This is a genomic window from Sphingomonas sp. CFBP 13720 (genome assembly GCF_014842075.1).
Classification (GTDB): Bacteria; Pseudomonadota; Alphaproteobacteria; order Sphingomonadales; family Sphingomonadaceae; genus Sphingomonas.
Window position 1 is genome coordinate 469,701 of sequence record NZ_JACYVA010000002.1, and the last position, 14,086, is coordinate 483,786.

10 protein-coding genes are annotated in these 14,086 nt (G+C 67.5%); 7 read left to right on the forward strand and 3 right to left on the reverse strand.

The window, feature by feature from the left end:
• Positions 1-53: 53 nt before the first annotated feature.
• A complete protein-coding gene (locus tag IFT55_RS07340; RefSeq protein ID WP_192090532.1) occupies positions 54-1,709 on the reverse strand; it encodes an aminotransferase class III-fold pyridoxal phosphate-dependent enzyme in 1,656 nt (551 codons plus the stop codon).
• Positions 1,710-1,744: 35 nt separating this feature from the next.
• Between IFT55_RS07340 and asd the strand changes: the two genes are divergently transcribed.
• Together asd and IFT55_RS07350 are read left to right on the forward strand one after the other, a co-directional pair.
• The gene (gene asd, locus IFT55_RS07345) at positions 1,745-2,602 is read left to right on the forward strand and encodes an archaetidylserine decarboxylase (protein ID WP_192090534.1); all 858 of its coding nucleotides are present in this window, start codon (positions 1,745-1,747) and stop codon (positions 2,600-2,602) included.
• Positions 2,603-2,648: 46 nt separating this feature from the next.
• Positions 2,649-3,719, forward strand: coding sequence for an SGNH/GDSL hydrolase family protein (locus IFT55_RS07350; protein ID WP_192090535.1), 1,071 nt, complete (start codon positions 2,649-2,651; stop codon positions 3,717-3,719).
• Positions 3,720-3,722: 3 nt separating this feature from the next.
• Here IFT55_RS07350 and IFT55_RS07355 read toward each other — a convergent pair whose 3' ends face one another.
• The gene (locus tag IFT55_RS07355; protein ID WP_192090536.1) at positions 3,723-5,117 is read right to left on the reverse strand and encodes a sensor histidine kinase; all 1,395 of its coding nucleotides are present in this window, start codon (positions 5,115-5,117) and stop codon (positions 3,723-3,725) included.
• A complete protein-coding gene (locus tag IFT55_RS07360; RefSeq protein WP_192090537.1) occupies positions 5,114-5,779 on the reverse strand; it encodes a response regulator in 666 nt (221 codons plus the stop codon). Before IFT55_RS07360 ends, IFT55_RS07355 begins: the two co-directional genes overlap by 4 nt.
• 98 nt (positions 5,780-5,877) lie before the next feature.
• Here IFT55_RS07360 and IFT55_RS07365 point away from each other — a divergent pair, with 98 nt between their 5' ends.
• The 5 genes from IFT55_RS07365 to IFT55_RS17565 all read left to right on the forward strand — a co-directional run bounded on the left by IFT55_RS07365 (position 5,878) and on the right by IFT55_RS17565 (position 14,060).
• Positions 5,878-6,951 (forward strand): ABC transporter substrate-binding protein, encoded by a 1,074-nt coding sequence (locus IFT55_RS07365; RefSeq protein WP_192090538.1) that lies wholly within the window; start codon positions 5,878-5,880, stop codon positions 6,949-6,951.
• Positions 6,948-8,447, forward strand: coding sequence for an OprO/OprP family phosphate-selective porin (locus tag IFT55_RS07370; RefSeq protein WP_192090539.1), 1,500 nt, complete (start codon positions 6,948-6,950; stop codon positions 8,445-8,447). The genes IFT55_RS07365 and IFT55_RS07370 overlap by 4 nt, the downstream gene beginning before the upstream one ends.
• Positions 8,448-8,472: 25 nt before the next feature.
• Positions 8,473-9,774 (forward strand): CitMHS family transporter, encoded by a 1,302-nt coding sequence (locus tag IFT55_RS07375; protein WP_192090540.1) that lies wholly within the window; start codon positions 8,473-8,475, stop codon positions 9,772-9,774.
• Positions 9,775-9,786: 12 nt separating this feature from the next.
• Positions 9,787-10,464 (forward strand): alpha/beta fold hydrolase, encoded by a 678-nt coding sequence (locus tag IFT55_RS07380; RefSeq protein ID WP_192090541.1) that lies wholly within the window; start codon positions 9,787-9,789, stop codon positions 10,462-10,464.
• A gap of 257 nt (positions 10,465-10,721) precedes the next feature.
• Positions 10,722-14,060 carry a M10 family metallopeptidase C-terminal domain-containing protein gene (locus tag IFT55_RS17565; protein WP_192090542.1) on the forward strand — a complete coding sequence of 1,113 codons (3,339 nt, stop codon included), beginning with the start codon at positions 10,722-10,724 and terminating at the stop codon, positions 14,058-14,060.
• The last annotated feature ends 26 nt before the right edge of the window (positions 14,061-14,086 follow it).

Here is a 14,086-nt window from a genome sequence, read left to right on the forward strand (position 1 = left end):
GCGAAAAAGCCGCCCGGCCCTGCCCGATCGCGATCGTGTAGGAAAGCGGTTCTTCAGCCCCTCCCGAACCGCCGCGCCAGCGTTTCCTTCAGCACCTGACGTCGCAGCATTTTATTGGTGGTGCCGGGTGCAGTCCACCACCAGCCATCCGCCTGCATCGCGGAGGCGGCGACGATGAACCGGTCGATCACCCCGGCGAAGCTGTCGTCGTCATAGTTCAGGCTGAAGATCAGTCGCCCGGTGCCCACCCAGCTCAGTGCCAGACCGGCTTCGCGGAGATAATATTGCAGCATCCAGTTGTAGCGCGACGGCACCGCATAGGTGATCGTCCACACCGTCTGCATGCCCGCCGCGCGGACGGGCAGTCCGGCGCGTTCCATCGCGGCGTTGAACTGCGCCAGCCGCGCATCCCAGCGCGCATCGACACCGGCGTAGAGCGCCGCGACCTCCGCCCCGTCGAGCCGTTCGAGAAAGGCGTTCATCGCGCCCATCACGTACGGATGCGCGTTGAAGGTGCCGCGCGCGAAACAGATATCGGCGGGGCGATCGGCCCGGAACCGCGCCATCAGGTCGCTGCGCCCGGCCAGCACCCCGACCGGCAACCCGCCGCCCAGCGTCTTGCCATAAGTCACCATGTCGGGGGTCACGCCGAACGCTTCGCGCATGCCACCCTTGGCGAGGCGGAAGCCCATGAACACTTCGTCGAAGATCAGCACGATTCCCGCCTTGGTGCACACGTCGCGCAACCGGACCAGCCAGTCGCGATAGGCAGCGCGGTCGAGCGCGGCGGACCGGCTGCTGTCGATCATCGTGCCGTCGGACGGCGCACCGCGATTGGGGTGCAGCGCCTGCAACGGGTTGACCAGCACGCACGCAATATCGCGGCGCGTCGCCAGCACGCGCAGCGTGCGGTCGGACATGTCGGCCAGCGTCAGCGTCCGGTCCGCCGGGGTCGGGTTGCCGATCCCCGGCTGCACGTCGCCCCACCAGCCATGATAGGCGCCGGCGAAGCGGACCAGACGCGGGCGGCGGGTGTGATAGCGGGCAAGCCGCACCGCCTGCATCACCGCTTCGGTGCCGGACATGTGGAACGACACCTCGTCCATGCCCGATATCGCCTTGAGCCGCGTGACGTTGTCGGCGATCACCGGATGATAGTTGCCGAGCACCGGGCCAAGCGCGGCGACGCGCGCCGCGCCGTCGGCGATGCAATCCTTGTAGAAATCATGACCGAACAGGTTGACGCCGTACGACCCGGCAAGGTCGAAAAAGCGATTGCCGTCGAGATCGGTGACGGTCACGCCATCGGACGCGGCATAGAACGCGCCGACCGGCAGGCGCTCGCGGACCAGCCGCGCGAACTGGAACGGGACGCGATATCGCCCGGTGAATTTCAGATCGGACAACCCGTCGCGCAGGTTGGCGGTGGCGGCGAGCGTTTTCGGAAAGCGTGTCGCGTACACGCCCGACAGGCGTTCGAAGCCCGCACGGCGGCGCGCCGCGATATCGTCGGACGCGCCGTCGGCGGCGAAGAAGCGGATATCGTCATAGTCGTAGAACGCGATCTGGCGCGCGATCCGTTGTCCCCAACGGACGTGCCCGGCGAGCGAGCCGTGCTTGGCGCGGCTGAGCGCGAGGCGGGCGCGACCCTTGGTGGCGGCGAGACCGGCAGTGCCGGCGGCGGCGAGCGCGAATGCGAGCGTGGACATGACTTACGCGATTATGGCCTTTCGGGGAAACATTGATGACGCTGGCACGAAGCATCGCGGCATTGGCCGCAAACGAACGGTTGAACTATGTCGCGACCAACTGGCTGCCGCGCCGCACGCTGACCCGCGCGATGGGACGGTTCAGCAAGATCGAGCATCCATGGGTCGCGCGGGCGTCGATCGCGGTGTGGAAGACGTTCAGCGCGGTCGATCTGTCCGACGCGCGCGACGGCGCATGGCGATCGATGCACGCCTGTTTCATCCGGCAACTGACACCCGGCGCGCGGACCTTCGTGGCGAACCGGGATCAGCTGGCGTCGCCGTCGGACGGGATCGTCGTCGCCAGCGGCGCGATCGCGGGCGACAGCATCGTGCAGGCCAAGGGCCGACGCTATTCGATCGCCGAGCTGACCGGGGGTGAAGGCGACGCCTATATCGGCGGTAGTTTCGTGACGTTGCGGCTGACGGCGGGAATGTATCACCGCTTTCATGCGCCGCAGGACGGGACGGTCGACCGCGTACGGTACTTTCCGGGCGACTGTTTCAACGTCAATCCGCCCGCGCTCAAGCGGGTCGACCGGCTATATTGCCGCAACGAGCGCGCGACGGTGCGGTTGCGGCTGAACGACGGGACGCCGGTGCTGCTGGTGCCGGTCGCCGCGATCCTCGTCGCGGCGATCCGGCTGACCTTCCTCGACACCGTGGCGTTGCTGCGCGACCGGGCGGAACCGGTGGCGGATTGCGACGCGGCATTGGCGCAGGGGGACGAAATGGGATGGTTCGAACAAGGATCGACGATCGTGATGCTCGCGCCCGCACCGTTCCGGCTGGCGGATAAACTGACGACCGGGGATATGGTCCGTGCGGGGAATGTGCTGTTCGACCGGGGATAAGCGGTATTATGCAGCAGGATAGCCCCGAACGAAAAGCGAGACGCGCATGACACCCCTGATCCTGATGCTTGCCGCGTTCCAGCAGCCGGTGCCGGTCGCTGCACCGGCCCCCGCACCCGCCGATACCCGGCCGGTGCCGATGCGGATCGTCGGGCGGGTCGAACCGGCGGGCGACGAGCTGCGCCGCCAATGGCCGGGGACGCGGTTCGAGACCGCATTTCGCGGGACCGCGATCCTGTTCCGCGTCGGTGCGGGCGAGGTGATCCTGTCGGTGACGACCGACGACGCGCCGCCGGTCAGGATGGTGCGCCCCGCCCCCGGCTGGTATCGCATCGGTGGGCTGCGCGCGGGCAATCATCGCGTCCGGGTGGAGGTGGTGAGCGAGAGCCAGTCGGGACCGACCGCGTTCGGCGGCTTCCACGCCGACCGGGGCACGCGCGCATTGCGTGTCGCCTCCCCGTCCCGCGCGATCGAGTTCATCGGGGATTCGCATACCGTTGGCTATGGCAACCTGTCGCCGACGCGCAGTTGTACGGCGGCGCAGATCTGGGAGACGACCGATATGTCGGCGGGGATCGCCGGGCTGCTCGGCCGGAAGTACGGCGCGGACGTACGCGTCCATGCGATTTCCGGGCGTGGGGTGGTGCGCAATTACGACGGGTTCGCCGCCGATACGCTGCCGGTCGCCTATCCCTACACGCTGTTCGACCGGCGGACGCGCGCCGCCGACCGGGGATGGTCGCCGCAGCTGATCGTCATCGCGCTGGGCACCAACGATTTCACCACGCCGCTGAAATCCGGCGAGCCGTGGAAGGATCGCGCGGCGCTGCATGCGGCGTATGAGGAACGCTATGTCACGTTCGTGCGCGATCTGCGCGCGCGGCATCCCAAGGCGTTCTTCGTGTTGTGGGCGACCGATCTGGCGAATGGCGAGATCGATGCGGAAGTCCGCAAGGTCGCCGACCGGCTGCACGCGGCGGGCGAACGGCGGCTGGCCTATGTACCCGTCACCGGGCTGGCGATGACGGGATGCGACTATCACCCATCGGCGGCCGACGACCGGATGATCGCCGATGCGCTGGCGGGCGTGGTGGCGAAGAACCGGGTGTGGGAATAGGCGTCACGCCGCCGCCGGAAAGCGCAGCGTGACCGCCAGTCCCGGCTGCGCGTCGCGCAGGTCGACCGTCGCGCCCATGCGCTGCGCCGCCGACCGGACGACGGCGAGGCCAAGGCCGCTGCCGTCGGGGCCGTCGGCGGGGCCGAGCCGGACGAACCGGTCGAACACGCGCGTCCGGTCGTGTTCGGCGATGCCGGGGCCGTCGTCGCGCACGATCAGCAGCACGGCATCGGGAGTCCGCGCCAGCGCGACGGTGACGGTCCCGCCGCACGCGTTGTAGCGGATGCCGTTGTCGATCAGGTTGCTGAGAATTTCGAAGATCAGCGTGCGATGCCCCGCGACCGCGAAGCGACGGTCGGCGACGGCATCGAGTTGCAGTTCGACCCCGCCCTCGATCGCCTGCGCGATGCGGCGCGAGATGACGGCGGCGGCGACTTCACGCAGGTCGACCTGTTCCAGTGCGGCGGACGCGCCCGCTTCCTCCGCCCGGGCGAGCGACAGCAATTGCGTCAGCAGCCGTTCGAGGCGGGTGACCGCGTCGCCGATCTCGTCCAGCGCGCCATGCGATCCCCGCCGGGCCAGCGCGACCTGAAGCTTCAGCACCGACAGCGGCGTCCGCATCTGGTGCGATGCGTCGGCGGTGAAGCGGCGGGTGGCGGCGGTGGCGGTGTCGAGCTGGGCCAGCAGCCGGTCGAACGCCCCGGCAAGCGGCCGCAGTTCGAGCGGCAGCGGACCGGTATCGAGCGGCGACAGATCGGGCAGCGCGCGTCCGTCCCGCGCCTCCACCGCGCCGCGCAACCGGGCGAGCGGACGCAGGCTCCATCCCAGTGCCGGGCGCAGCAGCAGGACGGCGATCCCGACCAGCGCCAGTTCGCCGACGAGCAGCGCCACGAGCAGTTGCCGCGTCAGCGCGCGCCGATTGTCGAGCGTTTCCGCGACCTGCACCACCACCGGCGAACGGACTGCGGGCAGCGCGCGGCGAACCTCGCCGATGCGGATGCGCTGGTCGCGATAGGTGGCGAAGCGGAAGCGCGGCACGTCGATCGGCAATGTGGCGGGATCGGGCGCGGGCAGATCGGCATAGCCGGTCAGCAACTCGCCACCGACCGCGATGCGGTAATAGACATTGTCGCGCTCGCTATTCTCCAGCATCCCGAACGCGGCGGGCGGCAGGTCCAGCGTCACCTCGCCGCGTTCGACCTGCACCGTTTCGGCGATCGCGCCCAGCGCCCCGCCCAGCACCCGGTCGTTGGCGCGGCGCACGACATCGGCGATCAGCGTCGCGCCGACCAGCCCGACGACGATTGCGACGCCCAGCAACGGGCCGAGCATCGCGATCAGCAGGCGGGTGCGCAGCGCGATGGCATGGGGCGGTACGCCGGGACTTCGCGCCCTCATCCCGCGTCCAGCATATAGCCGACGCCGCGCACGGTACGGATCTGCGGGCCGTCAGGGGCCAGTTTGGTGCGCAGGCGGGTGACGTTGACCTCGATCGCATTCGGGCCGACCGGTTCGTCATACCCGAACACTTCGGCCAGCAGCAGCTCGCGCGTCACCACCTGTCCGGCGCGGGTCGCCAGCGTGTCGAGCACCGCCCATTCGCGACGGCGCAGGTCGAGCGGACGCCCGGCAACCTCCGCCACGCCCGACGACCGGTGCAGGCACAGCGTCCCGACGACCAGTTCGGGCACCGGATCGCCGCCGCGCCTGCGTCCCAGCGCGCGGACCCGTGCCTCCAGCTCCTCCGGCTCGAACGGCTTGCGCAGATAATCGTCGGCGCCAAGGTCCAGCCCGCGCACCCGGTCGTCCAGCGCGTCGCGCGCGGTCAGCATCAGCACCGGCACCCGGTCCCCCCGCCGCCGCATGCGTTCCAGCACGGTGAAGCCGTCGATATCGGGCAGCCCGACGTCGAGGATCACCAGCGCATAGGGTTCGCCCGACACCAGTTCCAGCGCCTCTTCGCCGCTGGCGCTGTGGTCGACCGCATGGCCGCCGACGCGCAGCAGCGTGGCGATGCTGCGGGCCAGCGCGGCGTCGTCCTCGATCATCAGGATACGCATGACGGCCCTTCGGGGTGAAAGGTTGCTGACAGGGTTCGCGGGTATCGCACCATCACAGCTTATCCGATCGAAGAAGCGGAAAAGCGAGAGGAGCCGGGATGCGAAAGATCCTATTTCTGTTGGCGATGACGTTCGGTGCGCTGGCGACCCCGGCGGCGGCGCAGCGTCCGGCGGGCTATCCCCGGTCGTACGACGCGCTGGTCGCGGCGGCGAAGGCGGAACGGATCGTCACCGTCTATGGCAATGCCGACACCGCCGAGCTGGTGCCGATGGTCGCCGCGTTCCGCCGGACCTATCCGGGGATCGCGGTACGCTATGTCGACCTGCAATCCGTCGAGATCTATCGCCGCGTCGTCGGCGAGACCCGCGCGCGGCGGCCGTCGGCCGACATCGTCTGGTCGTCGGCGATGGACCTTCAGGTCAAGCTGATCAACGACGGGTTCGCACAGGGCTATGCCAGTCCCGAAAAGCCCGCGCTGCCGCCGCAGTCGGTGTGGAAGAACATGGGCTATGGCGTCACCGCCGAGCCGATCGGCATCGTGTACAACCGTCGCCTGATCTCCGATGCGAAAATGCCGCGCAGCCATGCCGCGCTGGAGGCGCTGCTGCGCACGCGGCGGTCGATCTTTACCGGGCGGGTGACGACGTTCGACCCGGCGCGGTCCAACGTCGGATATCTGTACCTGACGCAGGACATGGCGATCACGCGCGACACGCGCAGCCTGTTGTCGGCAATCGCGGCGACCAAGCCGGTGCTGGCGGCCAATACCGAACCGATGCTGGCGGCGGTGGCGGCGGGGCGGCAGGCGATCGCGTACAACGTCATCGGATCGTACGCGCTGGAAAAGGCGAAGGCCGACCGCCGCATCGGCGTGGTGTTTCCGACCGATTACACGCTGGTCACGTCGCGCATCGCCTTCATCGCCCGCGACGCGCGGTCGCCCGCCGCCGCCAAGCTGTTCCTCGATTTCCTGCTGTCACGGCGCGGACAGGCGTTGCTGGCGCAGCGCAGCCTGTGGCCGGTACGCACCGACGTACCCGCACGCCGCCTTGCCGCCGCACAGGCCCGCCCGATCCGCGTCGGGCCGCAGCTTCTCGTCAATCTCGACCGCATCTCCCGTCAGCGCTTCCTGCGCGAATGGCGGGCGATCCTTACCGGAGCCATTTCATGACATTCCTGCATGGCAGTTGCGCGCTGATCGCGCTCGTCACCGCCACCCCGGCGCTGGCACAGACGCCGACCCCGGCCGATCTGGCCGAACTGGTCCGGCAACAGGCGGCGGAGATCGCCGTGCTCAAGGCCCGGCTGGACCGGATCGAAGGGTCCACCGTGACCGCCGCCGCTCCCGCACTTCCGGCACCCTCGGTCGCCGCTCCCCCCGTCGCGGTCGCGCAGGTCGCGCCGCCGGTACAGGGCACCCAACCGCGCCGCACCGTGCCGTTCGCACCGCAGCTCGCCCCGCCCGGTCCCGCCGACCGCAACGTCGCACAGGCGGAGGCGGCGCGCGACAATCCGTCGGGGCTGACCACCGAATGGGGCGCGGGTCTGCCGGTCTTCCATTCGGCCGACGGGGTGTACACGTTCAAGCCGCGCGGACGCATCCTGACCGACGTCAGCACGACCTTCGGTTCGGACTATGCCGGACGCAACCTGACCACCACCGGCATGCGCGCGTTGCGCCTTGGCCTAGAAGGCGGGGTCGGCACGCATTTCTTCTATCAGTTCGAGGCCGATTTTTCGGAAAACGAAGTCGATGTCGTCACCGCGTTCATGGGCTGGCGCAACCGCATCGCGCCGGGGATCGATTACGACGTGCGCGTCGGGCACCTGTTCAACGATCGCGGATTCGAAGGATCGACCGGATCGGATTCGACGCCGTTCCTCGAACGCACCGTCGTCGCCACCGCGATCATCCCGCAGCGTGGATTCTATGGTCTGGGCGTCATGCCGCGCGTGTTCTGGAAGACCGGCCACGCATCGCTGACCGTCACCGGCGACCGGGTCGACGGATCGCAGACCGTCGGCGACGGGCGCACCGTCCTGGCGCGTGCCCACTGGAACCCGATCAAGACCGACGATGCCGTCCTGCATCTGGGCGCATGGGGTTTCGACGAGGCGGTATCGCCCGCCAATACCGCGCTGACGCGCAACACGGTGATCGGCGGACGGTTCAACGGTGGCCTGCGCGTATCGTCGGGCACGCTGCTGGGCGGCACCGGCACCACCGGATACGGGCTCGAACTGGGCGGCTATCGCGGGCCGTTGTGGCTGATGGCCGAAGCGGGCCGGCGCGAGGCACGCACGGTCGCCAACGGCGATTTCGACAGCAAGGCGTGGAGCGTGTCCGGCGGGTTCTTCCTGACCGGCGACCTTCCGCCGTACAATCCGCGGCTGGGCAGTTTCGGCCAGCCCAAGGTCAAGCGCCCGACGTTCGACGGCGGGCCGGGCGCGATCGAACTGACCGCGCGCTACGAAAGCCTTGATTACACCGACCTGCTGACCGGCGGCGAAGGCTGGGCCGGGACGATCGGCGTGAACTGGTATCTCAACAGCTTCACCCGGTTCCAGCTCAACGCGATCCATTGGGACACCGACAATCGCGCCGGGGCGTACACCGGCGGCGATGCCGGGCAGACCGTCAGCGGCCGCGTCGCCGTCACCTTCTGATCCCATCATCCAAGGAACCACGAACATGAGTCTCGCATTGCTTGGCTTCGCGATGGTGGCGGTCTTCATGACGCTCATCATGACGAAGAAGATGACGCCGCTGGTCGCGCTGATCGTCATTCCGACCATCTTCGGCGTGATCGCCGGACAGGCCGCAGGGCTGGGTCCGATGATGATCGACGGCATCAAGAACCTTGCGCCCACCGGCGTGATGCTGCTGTTCGCGATCCTGTTCTTTTCGACCATGACCGACACGGGACTGTTCGATCCGCTGGTCGGGCGGCTGATCCGGCTGGTGCATGGCGATCCGATGCGCATCCTGTTGGGCACGGTCGCGCTGTGCGCGGTCGTCAGCCTCGATGGCGACGGATCGACGACGTACATCATCACCATCGCCGCGCTGCTGCCGCTGTACAAACGCTACGACATGAACCGGCTGTACCTGTGCTGCCTGCTGATGCTGACCAGCGGCATCATGAACCTGACGCCATGGGGTGGGCCGACCGCACGCGCCGCCAGCGCGCTGAAGCTCGATCCCGCCACGCTGTTCCTGCCGCTGATCCCCGGCATGCTGGCCGGGCTTGCCGCGCTGCTGGCGCTGGCCGTGTGGTTCGGACGCAAGGAACGCCACCGCATCGGCCATGTGAAGGCGAACCAGCCGGTCGAATTCACCGGCATGGCGGTGTCGCAATATCCCGAAGCGCGCCGCCCGCACCTGATCTGGTTCAACGGCCTGCTGGTCGTCGCCCTGCTGACGCTGCTGGTATGGGGCATCCTGCCGCTGTCGGTGCTGATGATGATCGCGTTCGCGATCGCGATGATCGTCAACTATCCGGGTGTCGCCGAACAGAAGGAACGCATCGCCGCGCATGCCGGCAACGTGCTGTCGGTCGTGTCGCTGATCTTCGCCGCCGGCATCTTCACCGGCATCCTCGGCGGAACCGGCATGGTCGAGGCGATGAGCAAGGAAGTCGTGGGCATGATCCCGCCGGTGCTGGGGCCGTACATGGCGCCGATCACCGCGCTGCTCAGCCTGCCCTTCACCTTCTTCATCAGCAACGACGCCTTCTATTTCGGGATGCTGCCGATCCTTGCCGAGGCGGGATCGCATTACGGGGTCGAACCGATGGCGATCGCGCGCGCGTCGCTGATGGGACAGCCGGTGCATCTGCTCAGCCCGCTGGTGCCGTCGACCTATCTGCTGGTCAGCCTGGCGGGAATCGACCTGGCCGATCACCAGCGCTTCACGCTGCTGCCCGCGATCGGGGTGTGCGTGGTGATGACGATCGTCGGCATGATCGCCCTCGCCTTTCCGTTCGTCGCATAAGGAGCGCCCGGCATGGATCATTCCCCCGAACCGTTGATGCTGTTGCCCGCCATGGGATGCGACGGCCAGCTATGGGCACGCCAGATCATGGATCTGGGCGACCGGGCGGCACCCGAGTTCAGCGATCTGGCACAGGACGACACGTTGTCCGACATGGCGACGCGGGTGTTGTCGGAATGTCCGCCGCGCTTCGCGGTCGCCGGCGTCAGCCTCGGCGGGTACGTCGCGATGGAGATGGTGCGGCAGGCCCCCGAACGGGTGACGCGCGTCGCGTTGTTCGGAACCCGCGCGACGATGGACATCCGTCCGCGCACCGTCGTCGGACAGGGGTTGCTGGCCACCGCCCCGCATGCCGATCCGCGGCTGACGGCGATCGTCGCCGGCCCGGCGCAGGCGATGGCGGAGCGCGTGGGGCAGGCGGTGTTCGAACGCCAGCAGCGTGCATTGCTGGCCCGGCCCGACATCAGCGACGCGATCGGCGCCATCCATGTGCCGACGCTGGTCGCGGTCGGCGATCGGGACCGCATCTGTACCCCCGACGATGCACGGGCGCTGGCCGACCGGATACCGGGGGCAGTGTTTCACGTGCTGCGATCGTGCGGGCATCTGTCGCCGATGGAGCGGCCGGGCGAGGTGACGATGCTGTTGCGGCAGTGGCTGCGGCGGCCGGTTCATACCGAATCTGGTTAAGATCGCTGCGGCCGTTTCGGCGAAAGCCGGGTCGGCCGCGGCCGGATTTGCGCGGCGAAGTTTCAGAAAAAATCGACATATCTTCGCCGTTCGTCCCGTTTCGAAACCCCACGTTCCGGACTGATACAAATTAACTATGTGCTGATGGTACGGACGCGTCGTCCGGCCTTGCCCCTGTTCCACTGCGATGCGAAGCGCCCGGTCAGCCGCTGGCCCGACCGGCCCCGACGGCGCAACCGAACAGGGACTGAAGGCAAATGGCGAACGTGAACCCCGTGCTGATCGACGGCAATCTGGCCGACTGGAACGCCGTCGACCGCATCGATCGCGGTCTGGGCGAAGGCTATGCGATCCGTGCGCGCAGCGACGGCGACAGCTTCGCGTTCGCGATGACCGCCCCCACGGCGATCGGTGCGAACACCACCGCGTGGCTCAACACCGATCGCAACGCCAAGACCGGGTATCAGGTGTTCGGGTTCGCCGCAGGGGCCGAATACAACGTCAACTTCAACGCCGACGGCACCGTGTCGCTGTACACCGGCGGCGCGGGCGAGACGCTGGTCGCCGCGAACCTTCAGGCGGCGTGGTCGGCCGACCGCACCACCGTCGAGTTCCGCGTTCCCAAAGCCGCGATCGGCGACCCGCAGGCGATCGACACGCTGTACGACGTCAACGACGGCGCGTTCCTGCCCGGCGACTATTCCGGCCCGGCCTTCACCGTGTTCAACGAAGCCACCACGCCCGCCGATCCGGCGCAGCGCATCGCGATCGTGTGGTCGGAAAGCACCGCCAACGCCTATTTCAGCAAGACCGCCTATTCGCAGCTGTTCATGGCGGCGCAGAGCCAGGCGATGCAGTCGGGCGTGCCGTTCGACATCCTGACCGAATCCGACCTGACCAGCCTGACCACGCTGGCGAAATACGACACGATCGTGTTCCCGTCGTTCCGCAACGTCGATGCCGCAATGGTCGACAAGATCACGCAGACGCTGGAGCTGGCGACCAAGCAGTACGGCATCGGGCTGGTCGCGGCGGGCGAGTTCATGACCAACGCCGCCGATGGCAGCGCGCTGGCAGGTGACAGCTATTCGCGGATGAAGCTGTTGTTCGACGCGACCCGCGTGACCGGCGGCTTCCCCGCCGACGTCACGGTCAAGGTGACCGACGCCGCCGGCCTCGTGCTCGACGGCTATGCCGATGGCGAGGTGATCCATCAGTACACCGCCGTGGGCTGGAACGCGTTCACGAGCGTCAGCGGCAAGGGTACGACGATCGCGACCGAAACGGTCGGCGGACAGACCTATGCCGCCGCGCTCGCCACGCAGACCGGTGGCCGCAACGTGCTGTTTTCCAGCGAAGCGGTAATGGCCGACGACAATATGCTGCAGAAGGCGATCGATTATTCGGTCCATGGCGGCGGATTGTCGGTCGGGTTGCAGATGACGCGCGACACCGGAATGGTCGCGGCGCGCAACGACATGGACCAGAGCCAGGAGCGCGACGAGGTCAACCCGGAGAACGGTGCGCCGGGCATCTATGACAAGATGATCCCGATCCTTGCGGACTGGAAGGCGAAGTATAATTTCGTCGGCAGCTATTACGTCAACATCGGCAACGACGCGGCCAACGGCCAGTCGACCGACTGGGCGGTGTCGCTGCCCTATTACAAGGCGTTGCTCGACATGGGCAACGAGCTGGGGTCGCACAGCTATACCCACCCGCACGACACCAACCTGTTGACCGACGAACAGATCCAGTTCGAATTCGGTCAGAACCGCGCCGAGCTGGAGCAGCAGCTGAGCAGCTTCCTTGGCAAGCCGGTATCGGTCGGCGGCGCGGCGGTGCCCGGTGCGCCCGAACAGATCGCGACGTCGCAGGAAATCCTGAAATACGTCACCTATCTGTCGGGCGGCTATTCGGGAATCGGTGCCGGCTATCCCAACGCATTCGGGTTCATGACCCCGCAGAACGCGGTCGACGGCAAGGTCTATATCGCGCCGAACACGTCGTTCGACTTCACGCTGATCGAGTTCCAGAAGAAGACCGTCGCCGAAGCCGAAGCGGTGTGGGCGAAGGAGTTCACTGAGCTGACCGCGCACGGCGACGCGCCGGTGGTGGTGTGGCCGTGGCATGATTACGGCCCCACCGCGTGGACGCTGGACGGCGTCAGCCCGTACACGCAGCAGATGTTCACCAACTGGGTCGAACGCGCGGCGAAGGCGGGCGTCGAGTTCGTGACGCTGGCCGATCTGGCCGCGCGCATCGCATCGTTCGATCAGGCGCAGATCGTCAGCAGCGTGAGCGGCGACACGATCACCGCAAGCGTATCGTCGGCGGGCGGCACCGGGCTGTTCGCGCTCGACGTCGACGGACAGAAGACCGGGCAGGTGATCCAGAGCGTCGCGGGCTGGTATGCCTATAGCAACGACAAGGTGTTCCTGCCGATGGCCGGCGGCAATTTCCAGATCAAGATGGGCGCGGCCGCCGACGATGTGACCCACATCACCGCATTGCCGATGCGCGCGTCGCTGATGACGCTGAGCGGCGACGGACGCGACCTGAGCTTCACGGTCGCCGGCGAAGGCAAGGTCGTGGTCGACCTGAAGGCCCCCGGCACCAACTGGGTGTCGATCGAAGGCGGTATCTCGACCTCGCTGGTCGGCGAGATCGCGACGATCGATCTGGGCGCCATCGGCACGCACAACGTCAAGATCACGCAGATCGCCAACAGCGGCCCGGTCCTGACCTCGTTCGGCGGCGCGGACACGGCCAAGCTGTCGATCGCCGAGAACGTCGCCGCGCTGACCAGCTTCACCGCGACCGACGCCAATGCGGCGATGGGCGACACGGTGAAGTTCTCGATCGGTGCGGGCGGCGACGGCGCGAAGTTCACGATCGACGGCACGACCGGCGTGCTCAAGTTCCTGACCGCACCCGATTTCGAGCAGCCGACCGATGCCAATCGCGACAACGTCTATGTCGTGACGGTCGTCGCCACCGATTCGCGCGGCGCGACCGATACGCAGGTCCTGTCGGTCGGCGTGACCGACGTGGTCGGCGTGACGCGGACCGGATCGATCTTCGCCGAAACGCTGACCGGCACCAGCGAGCAGGACGTGCTCGACGGTTACTGGGGCAACGACGTGCTCAACGGTCTGGGCGGCAACGACCGGTTGACCGGCGGCTGGGGCAACGACACGCTGAATGGCGGCGACGGCAACGACGTGCTGATCGGCAACGAGGGCCGCGACATGCTGACCGGCGGAGCGGGTGCGGATATCTTCCGCTTCGAAAAGTCGCTCGACACCCTCGCGCTGACGTCGCTGCGCGACGTCATCACCGATTTCCGGCCGGGGGAGGACAAGATCGACCTGTCGGCGATCGACGCCAACATTCTGGCACGTGGCGATCAGGCATTCTCGCTGATCGGCTCGGCACGCCTGAGCGGCCCGGCGCAGATCCGCTACAACTACCAGTTCGTCGACGGGAAGGAATATACCGTCGTCGAGGGCAATACCGGTCCGGGCAGCGTCGCCGACTTCGCGATCGCGCTGCTGGGGCACCACACGCTCACCGCCAGCGACTTCTTCCTGTAATTTGGTAAGATTCCGACTGTACCGGT

Coding starts and splice junctions, on each gene's coding strand:
- IFT55_RS07350 (WP_192090535.1), top strand. CDS start 2,649: ATGACACCCCTGATCCTGATGCTTGCCGCGTTCCAGCAGCCGGTGCCG.
- IFT55_RS07340 (WP_192090532.1), bottom strand. CDS start 1,709: ATGTCCACGCTCGCATTCGCGCTCGCCGCCGCCGGCACTGCCGGTCTC.
- IFT55_RS07360 (WP_192090537.1), bottom strand. CDS start 5,779: ATGCGTATCCTGATGATCGAGGACGACGCCGCGCTGGCCCGCAGCATC.
- IFT55_RS17565 (WP_192090542.1), top strand. CDS start 10,722: ATGGCGAACGTGAACCCCGTGCTGATCGACGGCAATCTGGCCGACTGG.
- IFT55_RS07355 (WP_192090536.1), bottom strand. CDS start 5,117: ATGAGGGCGCGAAGTCCCGGCGTACCGCCCCATGCCATCGCGCTGCGC.
- IFT55_RS07375 (WP_192090540.1), top strand. CDS start 8,473: ATGAGTCTCGCATTGCTTGGCTTCGCGATGGTGGCGGTCTTCATGACG.
- IFT55_RS07380 (WP_192090541.1), top strand. CDS start 9,787: ATGGATCATTCCCCCGAACCGTTGATGCTGTTGCCCGCCATGGGATGC.
- IFT55_RS07365 (WP_192090538.1), top strand. CDS start 5,878: ATGCGAAAGATCCTATTTCTGTTGGCGATGACGTTCGGTGCGCTGGCG.
- asd (WP_192090534.1), top strand. CDS start 1,745: ATGACGCTGGCACGAAGCATCGCGGCATTGGCCGCAAACGAACGGTTG.
- IFT55_RS07370 (WP_192090539.1), top strand. CDS start 6,948: ATGACATTCCTGCATGGCAGTTGCGCGCTGATCGCGCTCGTCACCGCC.